Genomic DNA, 20,500 nt, shown 5'->3' with positions numbered 1-20,500 from the left:
TGAGCGGGGCTGGGCGGTGATAGGTTGCCGCCGCAGGCGGTACGCCGGGGGATTATGATGAGTACATCATTGATATTGTTGATTGTGGCTATCATCGGCATCGTCGGCTACGCCGCCGGCGCGCGCCAGGCGATGGCGCTGGCCGGGGGGCTGTCGTCCAAACTCCATTCGCGGCCCGGCTATTACGGCTCCTTCGTTGCCGTTTGGGCCGTCGTTCCGGCCATTGTTATCCTTTTCGTCTGGCTGGTTGCCAGCCCTGCCTATATCAGCTCGTCCGTACGCGGCTCCTTTCCGGACGATGTGAAGGCCCAGTCCGAGGCCGAGCAGGGGCTTGCCTTTGGCATGATCAGCTCGATCGCCCGTGGCATGAACGCATTAACACGGGACGAGATCGACCGTGTCGGCAGCAATCCCGTCGAACTGCGCGCTGCACTTGGCGCCAAGGGCATTCCGCTTGCCGGCGACCCGCAGCCCTATATGGTCGAGGCTGCCGGTAACCTGAACGTAATGACCAATGTCAGCCGCATCCTCATGACGATTGTCGTGCTGGCGGCTGCCCTCGTCGGCGCCGGATTTGCCTATCGTCAGATCGCGCCGCGCTTCCGCGCCAGAAACCGGGTGGAAAAGGTCATCCTGGTCAGCCTCGTCATTGCGTCCTCGATCGCGATCCTGACGACGATCGGCATCGTCCTTTCGATGCTCACGGAGGCGACGCGCTTCTTCACGCATGTCCCGGCCTGGGAGTTCTTCTTCGGTACGGTCTGGGATCCGCGTTTCGCCGCCGCCGGTTCGGGTGGTTCGGAAGGCCAGTTCGGTCTGGTCCCGCTGCTGCTCGGCACGCTCTATATCGGCTTCGTCGCCATGCTCTTCGCGGTGCCGATCGGCCTCTTCTCGGCCATCTACATGTCCGAGTATGCGTCGCCTAGGGTACGCTCCGTCGCCAAGCCGTTGCTCGAAGTGCTCGCCGGCATCCCGACGATCGTCTACGGCTTCTTCGCATTGACGACGGTCGGTCCCTTCCTGCGCGACCTCTCCTCGCAGCTCAGCGGCCTCGTGACCGGCAATTATGCCAATTTCATCCAGGCCCAGAGCGTGCTGACGGCAGGCTTCGTCATGGGCATCATGCTGATCCCCTACGTTTCCTCGCTGTCGGACGACATCATCACCGCCGTGCCGCGGGCGCTGCGTGACGGTTCGCTTGGCCTCGGCGCCACCCGCTCCGAAACCATCAAGCGCGTCATCCTGCCGGCAGCGCTGCCGGGTATCGTCGGGGCGCTTCTGATGACCGCTTCCCGTGCCGTCGGCGAAACCATGATCGTCGTGCTTGCCGCCGGCGTTGCCGCCCGCATGCAGCTCAACCCCTTCGAGCCGATGACGACCGTGACCGTCAAGATCGTCAATCAGCTGACCGGCGACCTCGAGTTCACCTCGCCGCAGACGCTGGTTGCCTTCGCGCTTGGCATCACGCTCTTCGTCATCACGCTTTGCCTCAACATCTACGCGCTCTACATCGTGCGCAAATATCGGGAGCAGTACGAATGACCGATGCAGTTTCTCCCGTCCCAGGCATCGCCAAGGCCAGGCCCGCCCGTCGCGATATCGGCATCAAGCGCCGCTACGCCTCCGAGCGCCGCTTCAGGGCATATGGCATTGCCGCACTTGCTTTCGGCATCATCTTCCTGCTGCTTCTTCTCTGGTCGGTCGTCTCCAAGGGTTACACCGCCTTCCAGCAGACGATGATCACCGTGCCGGTCGAGTTCTCCGAGCAGATCATCGACCCGCAGAACGAGCGCGCCACCAACCCGCAGAAGCTGATGACGGCGAACTATCCGGTCATCGCCCGCAATGCGCTCGCCAAGGTGCTGGGTGTCGGTGCCGACGACCGCGTTCAGCTCCGCGCCGTCAATCAGATGATCTCGGATGGTGTCCGCACCCAGCTTCGCGACATGGTCGTCGCCAATCCGGCGATCATCGGCACGACGCAGACGGTCTCGCTGCTCGCTTCCGGCGACCTCGACTCCGCCTTCAAGGGGCAGATCGACCTTTCCGTTGCCCAGGAGAACCGCAAGGTTTCCGACCAGCAGGTCGGCTGGATGAACCAGCTTGCCGAAAGCGGCGCGCTGGGGAAGCACTTCAATACCGGCATCTTCGTCAACGGCGCATCGAGCCGTCCGGAGGCCGCCGGCGTCGGTGTCGCCCTCATCGGTTCGTTCTATATGATGCTGATCGTGCTCGTCCTGTCGCTGCCGATCGGCGTCGCGGCCTCGATCTATCTCGAGGAGTTCGCACCGAAGAACAGGTTCACCGACCTGATCGAGGTGAACATCAACAACCTCGCGGCGGTCCCCTCGATCGTCTACGGTCTCCTCGGGCTTGCCGTCTTCGTCAACTTTGCAGGCCTGCCGCGTTCCGCGTCCCTGGTGGGCGGCCTGGTTCTGACCCTGATGACGCTGCCGACGATCATCATCGCCACGCGCGCGGCGCTGAAAGCCGTGCCGCCGTCGATCCGCGCGGCAGCTCTGGGTCTCGGCGCCTCCAAGATGCAGACGATCTTCCATCACGTCCTGCCGCTTGCCATGCCGGGCATCCTGACCGGCACCATCATCGGGCTCGCCCACGCGCTCGGCGAAACCGCACCGCTGCTTTTGATCGGCATGGTCGCCTTCGTGGCCAACTATCCGACCACGCCGCTCGACCCGTCGACGGCGCTGCCGGTGCAGATCTACATGTGGGCGAACGAAGCCGAGCGCGCGTTCGTCGAGCGTACCTCGGGAGCGATCATCATCCTGCTCCTGTTCCTCATCGTAATGAATGTTGGCGCAATTCTCTTGCGGCGGCGCTTTGAGCGTCGCTGGTAGAAGGAGTAGACACGATGAACATGATGTCAGAAGCAGCAGTTGAAAAGGCGCTGGACCAGAAGATGAGTGATGTTTCGCATAAGATGATCGGGAAGGACGTGTCCGTGTATTACGGCGAGAAGCGCGCGCTTTTCGATGTGAACCTCAACGTCCGTGAAAACACCGTGACGGCTCTTATCGGTCCCTCCGGCTGCGGCAAGTCGACCTTCCTGCGCTGCCTCAACCGCATGAACGACACGATCGAGAACTGCCGCGTCACCGGCAAGATCACCCTCGATACGGACGATATCTACGATCCGCAGATCGACGTCGTCGAGCTGCGCGCCCGCGTCGGCATGGTCTTCCAGAAGCCGAACCCGTTCCCGAAATCGATCTACGAGAACATCGCCTATGGCCCGCGCATCCACGGGCTGGCCAGGAACAAGGCCGACATGGACCAGATCGTCGAGGCCAGCCTTCAGCGCGCCGGCCTTTGGACCGAAGTGAAGGACCGGCTGCTGGAATCCGGCACCGGCCTTTCCGGCGGCCAGCAGCAGCGTCTGTGCATCGCCCGCGCGGTCGCCGTGTCGCCGGAAGTCATCCTGATGGACGAACCCTGTTCGGCGCTCGATCCGATCGCCACCGCCAAGGTCGAGGAACTCATCCACGAACTGCGCGCCAACTACACGATCGTCATCGTGACGCATTCGATGCAGCAGGCCGCCCGCGTGTCCCAGCGCACCGCCATGTTCCATCTCGGCCAGCTGGTCGAGGAGAACGACACGGACAAGATGTTCACCAACCCGGACGACCAGCGTACCCAGGATTACATCATGGGTCGTTTCGGCTGATCAGCCGACTGTGCCGCCTGACACCAATTTCGAGGATTAGAAGATGGCATCGACCCATATCCTGTCGGCCTACGACGATGAACTGAAATATCTGAGCCGCCGCATTTCCGAAATGGGCGGCCTGGCCGAGCAGATGTGCTCGGATGCCGTGCGCGCGCTTGTGAACTCCGACTCTGCGCTCGCCCAGAAGGTCATCTCCGACGACGTGATCCTGGACCACGCCGAGCGCGAGATCCAGGACAAGGCGATCGTCACGATCGCCAAGCGCCAGCCCATGGCGTCCGACCTTCGCGAGATCGTCGGCACCCTTCGCATCGCCGGCGATCTGGAACGCGTCGGCGATCTCGGCAAGAACACCGCCAAGCGGGTCATCGCGGTTCAGGGCACCGGCGTGCCGCGCAAGCTTGCACGCGGCATCGAGCACCTTTCCGATCTCGCGCTCGTGCAGCTCAAGGAAGTGCTCGACGTCTATGCGAGCCGTTCCGCCGAGAAGGCCGAGGCGATCCGCATCCGCGACGAGGAAATCGACGCGATGTACACGTCGCTGTTCCGCGAGCTCCTCACCTACATGATGGAGGATCCGCGCAACATCACCACCTGCACCCATCTCCTGTTCTGCGCCAAGAACATCGAGCGCATCGGCGACCATGCTACCAACATAGCCGAGACGATCTACTACATGACGACGGGTGCCCAGCCGGAAGGCGAGCGTCCCAAGGACGACACGTCGAACACCCTCGGCGCGATCACCGAATGACGGAATGCTGACGGAGCAGAGTGAGAATGCTGCCAAAAATCGCTGTCGTGGAGGATGAGGAAGCGCTGAGCGTGCTTCTTCGCTACAATCTCGAAGCTGAAGGTTACGACGTCGAGACGATCCTGCGTGGGGATGAGGCCGAGATAAGGCTTCAGGAGCGCACGCCGGATCTTCTGATCCTCGACTGGATGCTGCCCGGCGTTTCCGGCATCGAACTTTGCCGGCGTCTGCGCATGCGCCCCGAAACGGAGCGCCTGCCGATCATCATGCTGACCGCCCGCGGCGAAGAGAGCGAGCGCGTCCGTGGCCTGGCCACGGGGGCGGACGACTATGTGGTCAAGCCCTTCTCGACGCCGGAACTGATGGCCCGTGTCAAAGCCATGCTGCGGCGCGCCCGCCCGGAAGTGCTCTCCAGCGTTCTGCGCTGCGGCGACATCGAGCTCGACCGCGAGACCCATCGCGTGCATCGCAAGAGCCGTGAAGTCCGCCTCGGCCCGACGGAATTCCGCCTGCTGGAGTTCCTGATGGCGTCGCCCGGCCGGGTCTTCTCCCGTTCGCAGCTTTTGGATGGCGTCTGGGGCCACGACATCTATGTCGACGAGCGCACCGTCGACGTGCATGTGGGACGCCTGCGCAAGGCGCTGAACTTCTCCAACATGCAGGACGTCATCCGCACCGTCCGTGGGGCCGGTTATTCGATGGAATCCTGACTGCCGAAAGAGGCGCGCGTCAGCGCGCCTCCGCCTCCTGCCATTCCGGCAGCGGAAACAGCCGGTCATAGCCCCAGTTGAAGATGAAGGCATAGAAGACGTAGAAGACGGCAAAAGCCACGTCCATGATCAGCGCTTCCCACAGGCTGATGCCGAGATACCAGGCGACGAACGGCAGAAGCACGATGAGCAGGCCCACCTCGAAAAGGACGGCATGGCCCACGCGTATTGCCGGCGTCTTCTGCGTGCCACCGGTCAGCCGCCGCATCAGATGGTCGAAGCCGAGGTTGTAGAGATAATTCCAGCCGGTCGCGATCGTCGCGCCGCCGATCGCGATGACGCCGATGTCGGAAACCGGCTTGCCGAAGGCAAGCGCCCCGAGCGGCGTGACGATGAGAAGCGCGATGACTTCGAAGCTGATGGCGTGGCGGATACGATCACGTGTCGAGCGCATTTCTTAACCCAAGAATAAAGCCTCGGGTCGTCCCGACATTGTGCCCGGTATGGGGGAGGTCGTCCTCGCCGCAATGAGATAGGTGTTTTCGCGCCGTTCGGCAAGCCTCGGCGCGGCATAGCTGCCATACGCAGGAAAAAAGCGGGCCGGGGCCCGCTTTCAATGCATCGTCCTGCCGTGCTCTTCTCAGGCCCGGGCGGCGGCCCTGCGGCGCTCGTGCACCGGCTGGTAGGCAAGCCGCGTGTGGTAGCCGCAATAGGGCGAGTTGTCCGGGGAGTCGCAGCCGCAGAAGTGAAAATCTTCCTTGAGCGGGTCGCCGACGGGCCACTTGCAGGTGCGCTCGGTGAGCTCGGTCAGGGCGAGGCGACGGGAGATAGGCACCACCACATTGGCGGCCGGACGATATTCCATCTCCTCGAAAGCCTCGACTTCGATCTCTTCCTTGAGAAGGGTCGCGCCGACTGCGCGGGCGACGGTCCGGGTGGCGACACGCGACGCATAGTTCGGAGCCCGGGGCGCCGACGTGGTCCGCTTGGCCGCCGAACGGCCCGTGGCCATGGTGCCGCCGGCCTTTGCCCGGCCCGGCAGGCTGAGGCGGTGCACCTTGCCGATCACGGCATTGCGGCTCACGCCTCCGAGTTGTGCGGCGATCTGGCTGGCGCTCAAGCCTTCCGACCACAATCTTTTGAGTTTTTCGACGCGCTCGTCTGTCCAGTTCATGCCCGTTCTCCGCCTTTGAACGTTGCAGGCATGCAGAATCCTTCCACCTTTGCTGCAGACATCATTCCGCAACACCCACTACATCTATGCTTGAGGTGACTAGTTCCGCCGCATGCAGTCTAGTAATTGACGATTAACCTAGTGTGAGGCTGACTCCGTGGCAAGAGTCGGGAGAATCTGCAGGAATCGATTTCTTGGTTTTCCCCAACTTGCTGTTGGGGAGAGTCATTTTTGTCACATATGCAGGTGCCTGCCTGTTTCTTCGGCAAAGCCGGCTAAGGTGCCGGGCTTTGTTGACATTCGGGCCCTAAACCCCGATAGTGCCCCCGCCGCCCCACTGGGCGGCATTTTTGATTTTTCCGGCCGGTTTGGCCGGTCTTTCGGATTGCCTAGAGGAGTGATGTCGCCATGGCTGAAGCCGCGCTTTTCGACACCTTTGCCCGGGCCCCGTTGCGCTTCGAGCGCGGCGAGGGCGTATGGCTCGTGACGGAAAGCGGCGAGCGATATCTCGATTTCGGATCGGGCGTCGCGGTCAACTCGCTTGGTCATGCCCATCCCCATCTCGTCGAAGCGCTGAAGGCGCAGGCCGAGAAGGTCTGGCACACCTCCAATCTTTATGAGGTGCCGGGCCAGGAGACGCTGTCGCGCCGCCTCGCCGAGAAATCCTTCGCGGACAAGGTGTTCTTCACGAACTCGGGTGCGGAAGCACTGGAATGCGCCATCAAGACGGCCCGCCGCTATCAGTATGTGAAGGGCCATCCGGAGCGGTTCCATATCGTGACCTTCGAAGGCGCCTTCCACGGCCGCACGCTTGCGACCATCGCCGCCGGCGGTCAGGCGAAATATCTGGAAGGCTTCGGGCCGAAGGTCGAAGGGTTCGACCAGGTGCCTTTCGGCGATCTGGAAGCGCTGAAGGCCGTCATCACCGAAAAGACGGCTGCGATCCTCATCGAGCCGATCCAGGGCGAAGGCGGCATCCGTCCGGTTCCGAAGGAATTCCTGCAGGCGCTGCGCAAGATCTGCGATGACAACGGCTTGCTCCTGGTTTTCGATGAAGTGCAGACGGGCGTCGGCCGCACCGGTAAACTCTTCGCCTACGAGTGGTCGGGGGTCACGCCCGATATCATGGCGCTTGCCAAGGGCATCGGCGGCGGTTTCCCGCTCGGCGCCTGCCTGGCGACCGCGGATGCGGCTTCGGGGATGACCGCCGGTACCCATGGCACGACCTATGGCGGCAATCCGCTCGCCGTCGCTGTCGGCAATGCCGTTCTGGACGTGATCCTTGCCGACGGGTTTCTTCAGCATGTCCGCGACGTGGCCCTTGTCTTCCGCCAGGGTCTTGCGGCGCTCAAGGATCGCTTTCCGAATGTCATCGAGGACGTCCGCGGCGAAGGCCTGCTCCTCGGCGTCAAGGCCAAGGTGCCCGCCGGCGATCTCGTCGTCGCCATGCGAAACGAACATCTGCTGGGCGTCCCGGCCGGCGACAATGTGGTGCGCCTCCTGCCGCCGCTCACCGTCACCGCCGAGGAGGCCCGCGAAGGCCTTGCCCGCCTTGAAAAGGCGGCGGAAAAGCTTTCCTCCGCCGAACTGAAGAAATCCGCCTGAGGGGCGAGAAGGGGGCGCCATTCGATGGTTCCCTCTCGATAGGGAACCGTTAGTATGGCCGCACCGAAACATTTTCTCGATCTTTCCGCCATGTCCTCGGAAGACCTGAGGACGATCCTCGACGACGCCAAGACGCGCAAGCAGGCGACCAAGGCTGGCACGGCGGAAAAGCCGCTTGCCGGCAAGATGCTGGCGATGATCTTCGAAAAGCCCTCCACGCGCACCCGCGTCTCCTTCGATGTCGGCATGCGCCAGCTCGGCGGCGAAACGCTCTTCCTCTCCGGCACGGAGATGCAGCTCGGACGCGCCGAAACGATCGGCGATACGGCAAAGGTGCTGTCCCGTTATGTCGATGCGATCATGATCCGCACCACCGATCATGCGCGCCTCATCGAAATGGCCGAACATGCGACGGTGCCGGTCATCAACGGCCTGACGGACGATACGCATCCCTGCCAGATCATGGCCGACCTGATGACCTTCGAGGAGCATCGCGGGCCGGTGAAGGGCAAGACTGTCGCCTGGACCGGCGACGGCAACAACGTGCTGCATTCTTTCGTGGAAGGAGCGGCCCGCTTCGGCTATCGCATGAACATGGCGGTGCCCCTGGGGTCCGAGCCGCACGACAAGTTCCTGAACTGGGCACGCAACAACGGCGGCGATGTCATGCTCTGCCATGATGCCGAGCGCGCGGTGGCCGGTGCCGATCTCGTCGTCACCGATACCTGGGTCTCGATGAACCAGGAGCACAAGGCGCGCGGCCATAACATCTTCCAGCCCTATCAGGTCAACGGAGCGCTGATGAAGCGGGCCGACAAGGATGCGCTCTTCATGCACTGCCTGCCGGCCCATCGGGGCGAGGAGGTGACCGACGAAGTCATCGACGGTCCGCAGTCGGTGGTCTTCGATGAGGCAGAGAACCGTCTCCACGCGCAGAAATCCATTCTTGCGTGGTGCTTCGGCGCGGTCTAGCTCCGCTCACGGCAAGCCTTGATTTTCGTGGAAGCCGGTCCCATCTACCGGCAGTCAACTGCACCGCGCCTTGAGAGGAAGCGGCGCCTCAACGTACATCGTCGACGTCTTTTCCTCCGGCCAACGGTTCCGCTTGGGCCGGCGCTTGTGTAAAAGCTTGAAGGCTCGGCGCGAAGGAGTGAAGTCATGGCGGAAGCGACTGTGGAACTGAACGATCTCGACTTTGCCGGAGACGACCGCGTCGTGCCCTTCCAGGTGGAGGGGCTGGACGTCCGCGGCCGGGCGGTGCAGCTCGGGCCGCTCCTCAATGCCATTCTCGGCCGCCATGAATATCCCGCGCCGGTCGCGCGGCTGCTGGCGGAAGCGGTCGTGCTGACGGCTCTGCTCGGCACGTCGCTGAAGTTCGACGGCAAGTTCACGGTCCAGACCAAGGGCGACGGCCCGGTGGATCTCCTGGTGGCGGATTTCTCGACGCCCGATGCGCTGCGCGCCTACGCGCGTTATGACGAGGAAGCCCTTGCCGCAGCCCTCGAAGAGGGCAGGACCTCGCCTCCCGATCTTCTCGGGCGCGGCGTGCTCGCCTTCACCATCGACCAGGGCCGCGGCATGCAGCCTTATCAGGGCATCGTGCCGCTCGACGGCTCCTCGCTCGAAGAGATCGCCGGCGTCTATTTCCGCCAGTCGGAACAAATCCCGACCAAGGTGCGCCTTGGCGTGGCCGAGCTCTTCGACCGCGATGCCGAAGGCAAGCCGCGCCACAACTGGCGGGCAGGCGGCCTCGTGGCGCAGTTCCTGCCGCAGGCCCCGGAGCGCATGCGCCAGCCGGACCTGCATGGCGGCGATGGCGACGATCGCGAGACGGATCTCAGCGACGACGCCTGGACGGAAGCCCGTTCGCTGGTCGAGACCATCGACACGGACGAACTGACCGATCCGCAAGTTGCGATCGAGCGGCTGCTCTTCCGGCTCTTCCACGAGCGGGGGGTGCGGGTTTACGAGCCGCAGAGGGTGCATGACCGCTGCAGTTGCTCGCGCGAGAAGATCAAGAGCGTGCTGGCCGGCTTCACCGCCGAGGAGATCGAGGCAAGCCAGGAAGACGGCCAGATCGCCGTCACTTGCGAATTCTGCTCGACCACGTATCACTACGCAGCGGCCGAATTCGCCGCAGCGTAGTTTTTCCCTCCTTCTCCCCAGCGGGGAGAAGGTGCCCGAAGGGCGGATGAGGGGGACGCTATCAAACCGGACTTCGCGCCTGCTTTGTTTATTCGACGCTGCAATTGACCGACAAGACCGATTGCAGCGGTTCACCGAACCGCCTCCTCATCGCCTCGCATCCGCTCGGCATTTCTCCCCGCTGGGGAGAAGAAGGTGCACTCACGGCGCCTTGCATTCGAAATTAGCACCATCCTTCAAGTCGCCGCTGCCGGAATATTTCGCGACCTGCGGATAAGGGCAGAGCGGGCGGGTCATCGTCGGCTTGCCGTCCTTCATCTGGCTCGCCTGGATCACCTCCGGCGCCTTTCCGTTTTCGACCCAGTCCATCAGCGGCGTAAAGGCGTCGAAGACGTCCGTGCCGTAGCCCATGCTGCAGTGGTACATGCCGGGCACCATGAAGAGGCGGTAGAATTCCGCCGTCCGGTCCGCGCCCATCTGCTTGCGGACGGATTCGTAATAGTTGACGCCCATCATCGGGTTGAGCGCCGGGTCCGACCAGCCGAAATAAGTGATCATCCGCCCGCCGCGCTTTTCGAACGCGCTGAGGTCCGGGTTGGTGGCGTCGACGATCTCCCGGATCATGCCGATCTTCGGATATTCCTTGTCGAAGTCGAAGGTCTTCCAGTCGATCGCCTTGCCGGAGGCGGGCAGCATGGCCATGTTCTTCACGAAAGTCTCGCCATAGGCGAGCTGCCGGCTCGGCCCCTCCTCGGAAACCATCCACATGTCCCAGCCGCTCGTGCCGGAAGCGTCGACGCCCTCGGTGCCGAACTGTACGCCGGGAAACACCGTTTCGCCCTTGATCTTCACGCCGCCGGCCAACGTCTTCAGCGTTTCCACCTGCGCATTGGTGAAGCAGTCGGAACCGCCGGCCTCGCAGATCTTCAGATCCTTGGCGGCATCGAAATTGCATTGGCGCGGATCGGCGATCAGCCCGTCCTTGGCGCCGTCTATCGCGTCGCATTTGTCCATCACGGCCTTGGCCAGGACGGGAAGCTGCGCCTTGCTGATCGGCGCCTTCAGGAGCGCCTGGGCATTCCAGACGCCCCAGATCTGCGTGTTGGTGAGGTCGAGCACCGGCGCACCGGCGAGGATGCCGTCGAAATCGTCGGGATGACGCTGCGCCGAGATAAGCCCCTGGCGACCGCCGGTGGAGCAGCCGTCCCAATAGGAGAAGGAAGGATGCCGGTCGTAATAGCGCGCGGCGATCGCTTTTGCCGTCCCGACCGTCACATGTACGGCGCGGGAACCGTAATCGATCAGGAGGTCGAGATCCTGGGCGAAATCACCGAGCCTGTAGGTGACGGCGTCATGGCCGGTATTCTGCTGTACGGTCAGGAAACCCTTCGAGAGGGCGGCATTGCGGGTGGCGATGCGCGACGGAGCCGCAAGGTCTTCGCCCGCATAGCCCCCGTTGCCGAACATGTAGAGCCGCCGGTTCCAGTTGTCGGGCAGCGTGATCTCGAAACGGATCTGCGGGCGGATATAGCCCGTCACCTGGCAATGGCCCGGCACGGTGCCGACGCCCGCCACATGCGTGGCCTTCAGGGTGGTGACGTCGGCAAAGGACTGGCCGTTCAGCATGCCGCAGGCGATCTGCGGCGAGACGGTCGCGGCCGAAAGATCCGGCCTGTCCTTTTGATCGATGAAGCTGCTTTTGTTCTGGGCGAGCGCAGGGGTGAACGCCGCCAGCGCCACCAGAGCGCAGGACGCAGACAGAATGAGCCGTGTCACAGGTTCTCCTCCCAAAGACTGTTGCACGGCGCGAGCATGCCGAAGACGCAGGGAGGCAACAAATAGAAAAGCCGATGTGGCCCATAACTTATCGGCTATGGACGATCCGCGTCAGTTCAGCACCCGGAGGAGACCGGGCGAATCCAGCGAGAAGGCGGGGATCGTCACCTTGAAAGTCTCGCCTTCGTCCGTCTGCATGTCGTAGTGGCCGAACATCATGCCCGAGGGCGTGTCGAGCGGGCAGCCCGAAGAATATTCGTAGGAATCGCCCGGTCTCAGCCGCGGCTGCTCGCCCACGACGCCGGGCCCGTCGATCTCGTCCACCACGCCGTTCTGGTCGGTGATATGCCAGTAGCGATGGACGAGCCGCACGGAAACGAGCGAATGGTTTTCGATGACGATGCGGTAACCCCAGACATAGCGGCTCTCTTCCGGATTGGACTGGTCCTCCAGATAGTAGGGCTCGACGGCGACTTCGATGTCTCTTGTCCGGGCGCTATACATGCTGCACCTCAACAATACTCAGCTATCCGATATTGTACCTGATTACCGGAACGTCAAGAAATCTCCCGGTTTGAACAACCGAGTGTGAGCGTTTCTTGAAGTTAGGGATAACCGATATGGTGAATCCGGTAGCCGGATTCACCATGGCGGACGTCAGGCCGGGATCTTGGACAGCGCCTTGGCGAAATCCTCGATCAGGTCTTCGGTGTCTTCGATGCCGGCGGAGAGGCGCACGGTGCCGGGCGAGATGCCGAGTTCGGCGCGGGCCTCGTCCGTGAGGTTTTTATGCGTCGTCGTCGCCGGATGAGTGATCAGGCTGCGCGTATCGCCGAGATTGTTGGAGATCGTGACGATATCGAGCGCGTTCTGGAACTTGAACGCTGCTTCCTTGCCGCCCTTCAGCTCGAAGCAGACCAGTGTCGAGCCGCCCTTCATCTGCTTGGCGATGATATCGGCCTGCGGATGGTCCTTGCGGCCAGGATAGATGACGCGGGCGACCTGTTTCTGCTCGGCGAGGAAGTCGGCGATCTTCGAAGCGTTCGCCGTCTGCTGCTTCACGCGCAGCGGCAGCGTCTCGACGCCCTTCAGCAGCGTCCAGGCGTTGAACGGCGACATGGCCGGGCCGGTATGGCGGAAATAGTCGTGCAGGTTCTCGTCGATCCAGGCCTTGTCGGAAAGCACGACGCCGCCGAGGCAGCGGCCCTGGCCGTCGATATGCTTGGTCGCCGAATAGACGACGATATGGGCGCCGAGCTCCAACGGTTTCTGGAAGAGGGGCGTGGCGAAAACGTTGTCGACCACCACCTTGGCGCCGATCTGGTTGGCAAGCCTGGCGACGCCGGCGATGTCGACCACTTCCAGCGTCGGATTGGTCGGGCTTTCCAGAAAGAAGACCTTGGTCTTCGGGGTGATCGCCTTTTCCCAGTTTTCGAGGTCGCGCCCGTCGACCAGCGTGCAGCCGATGCCGTATTTCGGCGCGAGCGTCTCGACCACCCAGCGGCAGGAGCCGAAGAGCGCGCGTGCCGCGACGATATGATCGCCGGCTTTCAGTTGGCAGAGGATCGCCGCCGTGACGGCGGCCATGCCGGATGCGGTGGCGCGGGCGTCTTCGGCGCCTTCCAGCATGCACATGCGCTTTTCGAACATGTCGTTGGTGGGGCTGCCGTAACGGGCATAGATGAAGCCGTCCGTCTCGCCTTTGAAGCGCGCCTCGGCGGCCTCGGAATTTTCGTAGACGAAGCCCTGGGTCAGGTAGATCGCTTCAGACATCTCGCCATATTGCGAACGTAACGTGCCGCCATGTACGAGCTGGGTTGCCGGGCGCCAGGAGTTGGACGACTTGGTCATGCTAATCCCCACTTTCAAACAACAAAAAAACCGGCCGCAAAAAGCAGACCGGTTTCGCACCCGGTCCTTTTAGCCACTTGTTTAACGTGGCTGCAAGCCGACCGGCCAAATCACCACGGGATAAGAGTGGCATAGCGCCGCTCGCCGCTTGCGTCAATGGCCCCGATTTGGTTTTGTCGGGCGCGATATTTGGAAGAGACATGATGGCTCGTGTAACAGGCATTCTGGCGGACCGCGCGATTGCGGCACTTTTCGAAAGCGGACGGCTGATCTCCGAGCGTGAGCTCGATCAGGACCAGATCCAGCCGGCAAGCCTGGACCTGCGCCTCGGCTCGAAGGCCTTCCGCGTCCGCGCGAGCTTCATGCCCGGCCCGGTGAACCTCGTTTCCGACAAGCTCGACCGGTTGAAGCTGCATGTCATCGACCTGTCCGAGGGCGCCGTTCTCGAAACCGGTTGCGTCTATATCGTGCCTTTGATGGAGCGCCTCGACCTGCCGGCCGACATGTCCGCCTCGGCCAATCCGAAGAGCTCCACCGGCCGCCTCGACATCTTCACCCGCGTCATCACCGATTATGCGCAGGAATTCGACAAGATCCCGGCAGGTTATTCAGGCCCGCTCTATCTCGAAATCTCGCCGCGGACCTTCCCGATCGTCGTGCGCCGCGGTTCGCGCCTGTCGCAGATCCGCTTCCGGGTCGGCAATGCTCTGCTCGGCGAGCCGGAACTCCTTGAGCTTCATCGCGAGGAGATTCTCGTTGCTGCCAGCAGGCCGAACGTGTCCGGCGGCGGCATTGCGCTGTCGATCGATCTTTCCGGCGACAAGCAGGGCCTGATCGGTTATCGCGGCAAGCATCACACGGCTGTCGTCGACGTCGACAAAAAAGGCGAGCACGACATCTTCGACTTCTGGGAGCCGCTTTATAGCCGCGGCCGCAACGAGCTGATCCTCGATCCGGATGAATTCTACATCCTCGTTTCGCGCGAGGCCGTGCATGTTCCGCCGCTCTATGCGGCCGAGATGACGCCTTTCGATCCGCTGGTCGGCGAATTCCGCGTCCACTATGCGGGCTTCTTCGATCCGGGTTTCGGTCACGAGGCGGCCGGCGGGCGCGGCAGCCGCGCGGTGCTGGAAGTGCGCAGCCACGAAGTGCCCTTCATTCTGGAAGACGGCCAGATCGTCGGCCGCCTCGTCTACGAACATATGATGGAGCGGCCGGAAGGGCTTTACGGCACCGGCCTCGGATCGAACTACCAGGCGCAGGGGCTTAAGCTCTCCAAGCATTTTCGTGTTTGACGCGCCGGCCGCTTGACAGCCGGCGGCATCTGTTGGAAGTCTCGGAGCCGACGCGGGTGTAGCTCAATGGTAGAGCAGCAGCTTCCCAAGCTGAATACGAGGGTTCGATTCCCTTCACCCGCTCCAGTTTCCGGCTACATCAGCCTGCCCCATGCGGGGTTCCATTCAACGCCTTCCGAGAGCTCCACGAAGATCGGCGGCTTGTCCGGTCCACGGTTCTTGTTCTCCGCCATCCGGAAAGCCTCCTCCGGCTCCATCTCCTCGCCGGGAAAGATCGTGTCGTCCTCCACGGGATCTGCGATCTTGCGGATATAGCCGCGGATCTGGTCGCCGGAATGGTAGAATTTGATGATCAGCGCGCCGGGAGCCGGTTCTCCGCCGCGATAGCGATAATAGGTGTGCATCATTCTCCTCCAGTTGTCAGAGCCTGTTACCTGACGCCCGGAGATCCGAAAATGTTCCGGAATTCTGAACAGGAAGGCGGCCTTCCGTCATTTTCTGTTGCCGCTAGGTTCGTGCGGCGTCTTGTTCCAGAAGAAGGGTCTGGAGCGGAGTTCCAGCACGGCGCGCCATGCGGCAGCCGAAGTCATCAGCCAGTAGAGCGGCACTCCGGTCCAGCGCCAGCCGATCAGCCGCCTTTCATGTCCGATCATCGGCCCCCACCCGAGACCGAGGAAGGTGAGATAGCTGCCGAAAATGTTGATCGTATCGATCACGAAGAGCGAAAGCACGCCGGCCGGAATATCGTCTGCCGGCGCCGCCAGCAGGGAATAGGCACCGAGCGCCATGAAGACGATGATCAGCGGGTGGAGGAGCGAGGAGACCAGCATGCCTCCGATCATCAGCTGCGAAATGCAGAAGGCCGCAGGGCCCATCTCCCGGATGAGCCGGCCGGGATCGCGCATCAGCACCAGCCAGGTCTGCAGCCAGCCCTTGAACCAGCGGCTGCGCTGTCCCATCCACACCCGCATCGTCGTGGGCGCATCCTCCAGCGTCTGACGGCCGATGACCCCGGAGCGATAGCCGAGCCGATAGAGACGCAGCCCGAGATCGGCGTCCTCCGTGACGTTGAACGGGTCCCAGCCGCCTGCGGCATGCAGCGCTTCGGTGCGGAAGTGGTTGGACGTGCCGCCGAGCGGCAGCGGCATCCGCGCGTTCGCGAGCATCGGCAGCAGCCCGCGGAAAAGAGCCGCATATTCCAGCGAGAACAGCGCGCTGATCCAGGAGTGCTGCCCGTTGGTGATGATCAGCGGCGCCTGCAGGCAGGCAAGCTCCCGCGGCGACGTCCGGAAACGCTGATAGGCCTCGCGCAGCTGCTGCGGATGCGGCCGGTCCTCCGCGTCGTAGATCGCCAGGAACTCGCCGCGGGCAGCGCCCAGCGCATAGGTGAGCGCCTTGGGCTTGGTGCGCGGCTCGGACGGCGGCACTTCGACAATCTCGAAATGGGCGCCGGCCGAGAAGGCTTTCAGCGCCGCGATCGTCTCCCGGTCGTCCGCCTCGCAGACGAGCTTGACGTCGAGCAGCGAATGCGGCCAGTCGAGCCGCTTGAGGCTGGCGATCAGCTGCTCGGCCACCGCGGCTTCGCGGTAAAGCGCCACCATCACCGTATAGCAGGGAAGGGGGCCGTGCCGGGGCCGCAAAGCCGCCGGCACGACTGCCCCGAACCGTTGCCGCGTCAATGCCGCGAGCCTCAGAAGCAGGGAGGCGAAATAGACGAGCGACAGCAGGACATGCAGCAGGAGCAGCGCCGTAAGCGGCACGACGATCAGGGCTGAGGCCAGCGCGGCAAGCCCGATCCCCGCACGGAAGCCCTGGTTGCCGGTAAGCACGACACGGGCGGAAAACGCGGGGAAACGGTCGAAGAGCTGATTGACCGTGTCGCGTACCCGTCTTCCGGCGCCGGCGTGCCATACAGCCCGGCGGATCGCCGAAGGCGTGGTGATCGCGAGATCGCGCCCGAGCGGGGGCATGGCGGAAAGGGCCGCTCCGAGGTCGGCGAGCCGCAGGGCTTCCGGCACCACGGCCACCTGCGGAGCCCGATAGCGATAGTTGATGCGGATCTGGTTCGGGCGCTGCAATTGCGTATCGAGAGAAGGCGTGTCGGCGACGGAAGCCGGATCGATCGTCTCGACGAAGGGCAGGCGCAGGAAACGGGCGATCGCGCCGTAATAGGCCGCCTCGTCCACCTGGCCGCTATGGAGCAGCTCGCTCTCGATGCTGGTGCCGTTCCGCCGCGCCCTTTCGGCAAGCGTTGCAAGCAGCGGCTTTGAAAAACCGAGCGCGGCAAGGGCGGCGAGCTCCGGGTCCTCGTCGGAATCATGGATATGGTCTGCCGGCCCGTCCGCGGGTGAGGCCGAATCCGGCCACGATCCATCTTGCACCGGCGGCGATGCCGGTGGATATTCCTGCAAATGCATGACCCTGCCACACCGCCGGAAAGCGGATGCCCCAACCTGTCCCGATCTGGATCATAGAGATGCGCCCCATGATTGCATCCCCGAGAATCAGGGGTTTTTTCAACCTGCTGCAGCTTTTCCTTGTGGCGGGAGGATTTCTTGTCTGCGCCGGGCCGGGACATGCCGCCGACGGCCATACGCTTCCGCTGATGTTCGACGCCAGGGAGCGGCTGTCGCGGCCCGATCTTTCCGAGATCGTGCGGGTGCGGGTTCTCACGACCGTCGATTTCCCGCCCTTCAATTTCGCCGACCAGACCGGCCGGCTTGCCGGCTTCAACGTCGATCTTGCCCGGGAGATCTGCACCGAACTGAAGATCGAAGCGAAGTGCCAGATCCAGGCGCTGCCTTTCGAAGAGCTGGAGAAGGCGCTGGAAAGCGGCGCCGGCGAAGCCGTCATGGCGGGCATTGCGGTGACGCCGGAGCGGCGCCAGCGCTTCGCTTTCTCGCGGCCCTATCTCGGCGTGCCGGCCCGTTTCGCCCGTAATTTGGCGGCCAAGATCGGCGGCGACACGGCCGCCGCGCTTGCCGGCAGGCCGGTCGGCGTGGTGAGGGGCACGGCCCACGAATTGATGCTCAAGGCCTTTTTCCCGAAGGTGAACGCCACGCCTTTCGACACTTACGAGGCGATGCTGGACGCGCTGAAAGCCGGGAAGGTGGAGGCGGTCTTCTCCGACGGGCTGAGGCTGCCCTTCTGGGTGGCGGGCGAGGCGTCGGCAAAATGCTGCGCGCTTTTCGACGGCCCCTATCTCTCGGAAAAGTTCCTGGGCGAGGGCCTCTCCGTCATGCTCCGCAAGGGCGATCCGACGCTGGCGGCGGCTTTCGACCAGGCGCTCGGCGCACTCTCGCGCAACGGCCGCCTGCAGGACATCTATCTGCGCTACTTCCCGAACGGCCTTTACTGATCGCTGCCGCTTGTGAATTCTTTCCTATTCGCTATTCGCTATTCGCTATTCGCTATTCGCTATTCGCTATTCGCTATTCGCTACTACTGGCTCGCCCAGATGATCCGCGCCACCCATTCCACTTCGGAAAGGTCGAAGACGCGGTTGGGGTGTTCGGGGTTGAGGGAGAGAAGTTCCACCGTGCGGGCGCTCTGGCGGGCCAGCACCTTGGCCATCACCTCGCCCTCCTTGGTTTTCAGCACCACGCGGTCGCCGCGGCGCACCTGCGCGCCGGGCTCGACGATCAGCACGTCGCCGTCACGATAGAGCGGCATCATCGATTCGCCCTGGACCTCGAGCGCATAGACGCCGGCCTTGCGGGACGGGTCGACCGGGAATTCCACCACGTCCCAGCCCTGGCCGGCCGGAAAGCCGCCATCGTCGAAAAAACCGCCGGCACCGGCCTGCGCGAAACCGAGCAGCGGGATCGTGCCGCCCTGGGGCGGGAAATTGCCGTCGGGAAGCGTCGAGCGGCCGGAAGCGGCGGGCAGATAGCTCATGAACTGGTCGATCGTGGCCCCCGTCGCCTCCAGCACCTTGGCGATCGATTCCGTCGAGGGCCAGCGCAGCCGCCCGTCGGGGCCTAGCCGCTTCGATTTGTTGAAGGAGGTAGGGTCAAGCCCGGCACGCCGCGCAAGCCCCGAGGGCGTCAGCTGATGGCGCTCGGCCAGCGTGTCGATCGCGTTCCAGATCGTTTCATGTGACAGCATCTTGCCCGTACCCGTGATCTTCCCCGGACCAAGGGCGCGCGAGGCAGGGCCGGACAATCCGGCGCTCGGCGGCACCCTTCGATCAAAACCCGTGTCGCGGCCTTCAAGCGGAAAGGAGGCTCGCGCATACCCCCGGATTTTAACGGAGCCGCGGCCCGGCGTAAAGGGACGAAAGGAATAAAATCCTGTTTTCGTTCGCTCAGGCCACCAGCGCCATGTTGATCTTGCCGAGCTTGATCACCGCCTGCGTGCGGCTGTCGACATTGAGCTTCAGGAGGATCGCCGAGACATGCGCCTTGATGGTCGCTTCCGAGACGCCGAGCTCGTAGGCGATCTGCTTGTTGAGCAGGCCCTCGCCGAGCATGGTCAGCACCCGGCTTTGTTGCGGGGTGAGCGTCTTCAGCCGTTCGATGAGTTCGGTAAGGCCGGGGTCTTCCTCCTGCGCGGCGAAATCGCCCTTCGGCGCCCAGATATCGCCCTCCAGCACCGCCTGGATGCCGGCGCGGATGTCGTCCAGCCCGGAGGATTTCGAGATGAAGCCGGAGGCGCCGAGCTCCAGGGCTCGCCGGATGGTGGTGCAGTCGTCGCTTGCCGAGACGATGACGATCGGCAGGCCGGAGAATTCGGCCCTGAGCGTCATCAGCCCGGAAAAGCCGCTGACGCCCGGCATGGCGAGGTCGAGCAGCATCAGGTCGGCATCGGGATTGTTTCCGGCGGCAAGCCGCGCGGCCTCGAAATCGCCCGCCTCGATGATGACGAGCTCCTCGGCAATGCCCTGGACGGCCTGGCTGAGCGCGCCGCGAAACAGGGGATGGTCGTCTGCGATGATGATCGTGAGTGTCTGCATTCCCACGCTCCCTCCCAAGAGCATAGCCGGGCCTGCTTCTTTGAGAAGTTGTAAACCTCCCGTGAGCCGGAAACAAGTGCGGGAATCAGGTGCGGTCGGGTTGCGGTTCGTTCGCCCGCCGTTCATCCACAAATTCTCCGACGATCGCCATGAAGCGCCGCATGAATTTCTCCATGATGGAGAGCGACTGCTCCACTTCCTCCTCGCTCGGCAGCGCTTTCGGCGGCGTCTGGCTCAATCGCTCCTCGAGCGCGGTCACGCGTTTTTCCAGCCTGTCGAGCTCCTGTTCGTAGGCCGCCCTTTCGTCCGGCTGCATGCGGCAGGCAAGCGAGCCGTTCTCCTCGCGGCAGAGCGTCATGGCGCCGGTTTCGGTGTCGAGCCGAACGATACCGCTTTCCGTGCGTTCGAGCTGGAAGCGGCTGGGCTGTGTCTGCTGATGGGCCTGCTGGGCATTCGTGCCGGTCGAAACGAAAAGCATCGCGATCGCCACTGCTGACGTTTTCATCCTGTGGTCCTCCTGTTGCCGGGTGGACAAGCGCCGGGCT

The 20,500-nt window shown here is 63.3% G+C and carries 20 protein-coding genes, 1 tRNA gene and 1 riboswitch; of the genes, 11 read left to right on the top strand and 10 right to left on the bottom strand.

The window, feature by feature from the left end; all coding sequences use genetic code 11:
• Positions 1-57 precede the first annotated feature (57 nt).
• Genes pstC through phoB form a run of 5 tightly spaced genes read left to right on the top strand, consistent with a single transcriptional unit; the run spans position 58 to position 5,155 of the window.
• Positions 58-1,542: a phosphate ABC transporter permease subunit PstC gene (gene pstC, locus ACMGE0_RS25160; RefSeq protein WP_436818626.1), complete on the top strand. Its 1,485-nt coding sequence runs from the start codon at positions 58-60 to the stop codon at positions 1,540-1,542.
• Complete coding sequence (gene pstA, locus ACMGE0_RS25155; protein ID WP_436818625.1) at positions 1,539-2,858, top strand: phosphate ABC transporter permease PstA; 1,320 nt, start codon at positions 1,539-1,541, stop codon at positions 2,856-2,858. Before pstC ends, pstA begins: the two co-directional genes overlap by 4 nt.
• Before the next feature lie 14 nt (positions 2,859-2,872).
• Positions 2,873-3,688 carry a phosphate ABC transporter ATP-binding protein PstB gene (gene pstB / locus ACMGE0_RS25150; protein ID WP_436818624.1) on the top strand — a complete coding sequence of 272 codons (816 nt, stop codon included), beginning with the start codon at positions 2,873-2,875 and terminating at the stop codon, positions 3,686-3,688.
• Between the two features lie 43 nt (positions 3,689-3,731).
• Positions 3,732-4,445 (top strand): phosphate signaling complex protein PhoU, encoded by a 714-nt coding sequence (gene phoU / locus ACMGE0_RS25145; RefSeq protein WP_085422249.1) that lies wholly within the window; start codon positions 3,732-3,734, stop codon positions 4,443-4,445.
• A gap of 26 nt (positions 4,446-4,471) precedes the next feature.
• The gene (phoB, locus tag ACMGE0_RS25140) at positions 4,472-5,155 is read left to right on the top strand and encodes a phosphate regulon transcriptional regulator PhoB (RefSeq protein ID WP_085422250.1); all 684 of its coding nucleotides are present in this window, start codon (positions 4,472-4,474) and stop codon (positions 5,153-5,155) included.
• 19 nt (positions 5,156-5,174) lie between these two features.
• Here phoB and ACMGE0_RS25135 read toward each other — a convergent pair whose 3' ends face one another.
• Both ACMGE0_RS25135 and ACMGE0_RS25130 read right to left on the bottom strand, forming a co-directional pair.
• Positions 5,175-5,609 (bottom strand): PACE efflux transporter, encoded by a 435-nt coding sequence (locus ACMGE0_RS25135; RefSeq protein ID WP_436818623.1) that lies wholly within the window; start codon positions 5,607-5,609, stop codon positions 5,175-5,177.
• A 186-nt stretch (positions 5,610-5,795) separates the two neighbouring features.
• Positions 5,796-6,329 (bottom strand): GcrA family cell cycle regulator, encoded by a 534-nt coding sequence (locus tag ACMGE0_RS25130; RefSeq protein ID WP_436818622.1) that lies wholly within the window; start codon positions 6,327-6,329, stop codon positions 5,796-5,798.
• Positions 6,330-6,737: 408 nt separating this feature from the next.
• Here ACMGE0_RS25130 and ACMGE0_RS25125 point away from each other — a divergent pair, with 408 nt between their 5' ends.
• The 3 genes from ACMGE0_RS25125 (at position 6,738) to ACMGE0_RS25115 (ending at position 10,079) form a co-directional block, all read left to right on the top strand.
• The gene (locus tag ACMGE0_RS25125; protein ID WP_436818621.1) at positions 6,738-7,934 is read left to right on the top strand and encodes an aspartate aminotransferase family protein; all 1,197 of its coding nucleotides are present in this window, start codon (positions 6,738-6,740) and stop codon (positions 7,932-7,934) included.
• Between the two features lie 54 nt (positions 7,935-7,988).
• A complete protein-coding gene (gene argF, locus ACMGE0_RS25120) occupies positions 7,989-8,906 on the top strand; it encodes an ornithine carbamoyltransferase (protein WP_436818620.1) in 918 nt (305 codons plus the stop codon).
• A gap of 186 nt (positions 8,907-9,092) precedes the next feature.
• A complete protein-coding gene (locus ACMGE0_RS25115; protein WP_436818619.1) occupies positions 9,093-10,079 on the top strand; it encodes an Hsp33 family molecular chaperone in 987 nt (328 codons plus the stop codon).
• Positions 10,080-10,280: 201 nt separating this feature from the next.
• Here ACMGE0_RS25115 and ACMGE0_RS25110 read toward each other — a convergent pair whose 3' ends face one another.
• The 3 genes from ACMGE0_RS25110 to ACMGE0_RS25100 form a co-directional block, all read right to left on the bottom strand.
• Positions 10,281-11,855, bottom strand: coding sequence for a tannase/feruloyl esterase family alpha/beta hydrolase (locus ACMGE0_RS25110; protein WP_436818618.1), 1,575 nt, complete (start codon positions 11,853-11,855; stop codon positions 10,281-10,283).
• 111 nt (positions 11,856-11,966) lie between these two features.
• Positions 11,967-12,359: a Co2+/Mg2+ efflux facilitator ApaG/CorD gene (gene apaG, locus ACMGE0_RS25105; RefSeq protein WP_436818617.1), complete on the bottom strand. Its 393-nt coding sequence runs from the start codon at positions 12,357-12,359 to the stop codon at positions 11,967-11,969.
• A 153-nt stretch (positions 12,360-12,512) separates the two neighbouring features.
• Positions 12,513-13,706 carry an O-succinylhomoserine sulfhydrylase gene (locus tag ACMGE0_RS25100; protein WP_436818616.1) on the bottom strand — a complete coding sequence of 398 codons (1,194 nt, stop codon included), beginning with the start codon at positions 13,704-13,706 and terminating at the stop codon, positions 12,513-12,515.
• A 48-nt stretch (positions 13,707-13,754) separates the two neighbouring features.
• Positions 13,755-13,833: riboswitch (SAM riboswitch) on the bottom strand.
• Positions 13,834-13,906: 73 nt separating this feature from the next.
• On the opposite strand from ACMGE0_RS25100, the gene ACMGE0_RS25095 reads away from it, so the two are divergent.
• Entirely contained in the window at positions 13,907-15,001 is a 1,095-nt protein-coding gene (locus ACMGE0_RS25095) for a 2'-deoxycytidine 5'-triphosphate deaminase (protein WP_436818615.1), read from the top strand.
• A gap of 52 nt (positions 15,002-15,053) precedes the next feature.
• A tRNA-Gly gene (locus ACMGE0_RS25090) sits at positions 15,054-15,127 on the top strand.
• 8 nt (positions 15,128-15,135) lie between these two features.
• On the opposite strand, the gene ACMGE0_RS25085 is transcribed toward ACMGE0_RS25090, so the two are convergent.
• Positions 15,136-15,408 (bottom strand): hypothetical protein, encoded by a 273-nt coding sequence (locus ACMGE0_RS25085; RefSeq protein WP_436818614.1) that lies wholly within the window; start codon positions 15,406-15,408, stop codon positions 15,136-15,138.
• Between the two features lie 84 nt (positions 15,409-15,492).
• Positions 15,493-17,418 carry a glycosyltransferase family 2 protein gene (locus ACMGE0_RS25080; RefSeq protein WP_436818613.1) on the bottom strand — a complete coding sequence of 642 codons (1,926 nt, stop codon included), beginning with the start codon at positions 17,416-17,418 and terminating at the stop codon, positions 15,493-15,495.
• Positions 17,419-17,477: 59 nt separating this feature from the next.
• Here ACMGE0_RS25080 and ACMGE0_RS25075 point away from each other — a divergent pair, with 59 nt between their 5' ends.
• Positions 17,478-18,359: a transporter substrate-binding domain-containing protein gene (locus tag ACMGE0_RS25075; RefSeq protein WP_436818646.1), complete on the top strand. Its 882-nt coding sequence runs from the start codon at positions 17,478-17,480 to the stop codon at positions 18,357-18,359.
• Between the two features lie 83 nt (positions 18,360-18,442).
• On the opposite strand, the gene ACMGE0_RS25070 is transcribed toward ACMGE0_RS25075, so the two are convergent.
• From ACMGE0_RS25070 to ACMGE0_RS25060, 3 genes are all read right to left on the bottom strand, one after another.
• Positions 18,443-19,108 (bottom strand): S24 family peptidase, encoded by a 666-nt coding sequence (locus tag ACMGE0_RS25070; protein ID WP_436818612.1) that lies wholly within the window; start codon positions 19,106-19,108, stop codon positions 18,443-18,445.
• Positions 19,109-19,307: 199 nt separating this feature from the next.
• A complete protein-coding gene (locus ACMGE0_RS25065; protein ID WP_436818611.1) occupies positions 19,308-19,955 on the bottom strand; it encodes a response regulator in 648 nt (215 codons plus the stop codon).
• A gap of 85 nt (positions 19,956-20,040) precedes the next feature.
• Positions 20,041-20,460, bottom strand: coding sequence for a hypothetical protein (locus ACMGE0_RS25060; protein WP_436818610.1), 420 nt, complete (start codon positions 20,458-20,460; stop codon positions 20,041-20,043).
• Positions 20,461-20,500: the final 40 nt, after the last annotated feature.

The sequence above is a fragment of the Neorhizobium descurainiae genome, from assembly GCF_051400715.1.
Lineage (GTDB): Bacteria > Pseudomonadota > Alphaproteobacteria > Rhizobiales > Rhizobiaceae > Neorhizobium.
The sequence above is the reverse complement of the archived record's forward strand: the minus strand, read 5'-3'. Positions and strand labels throughout refer to the sequence as shown.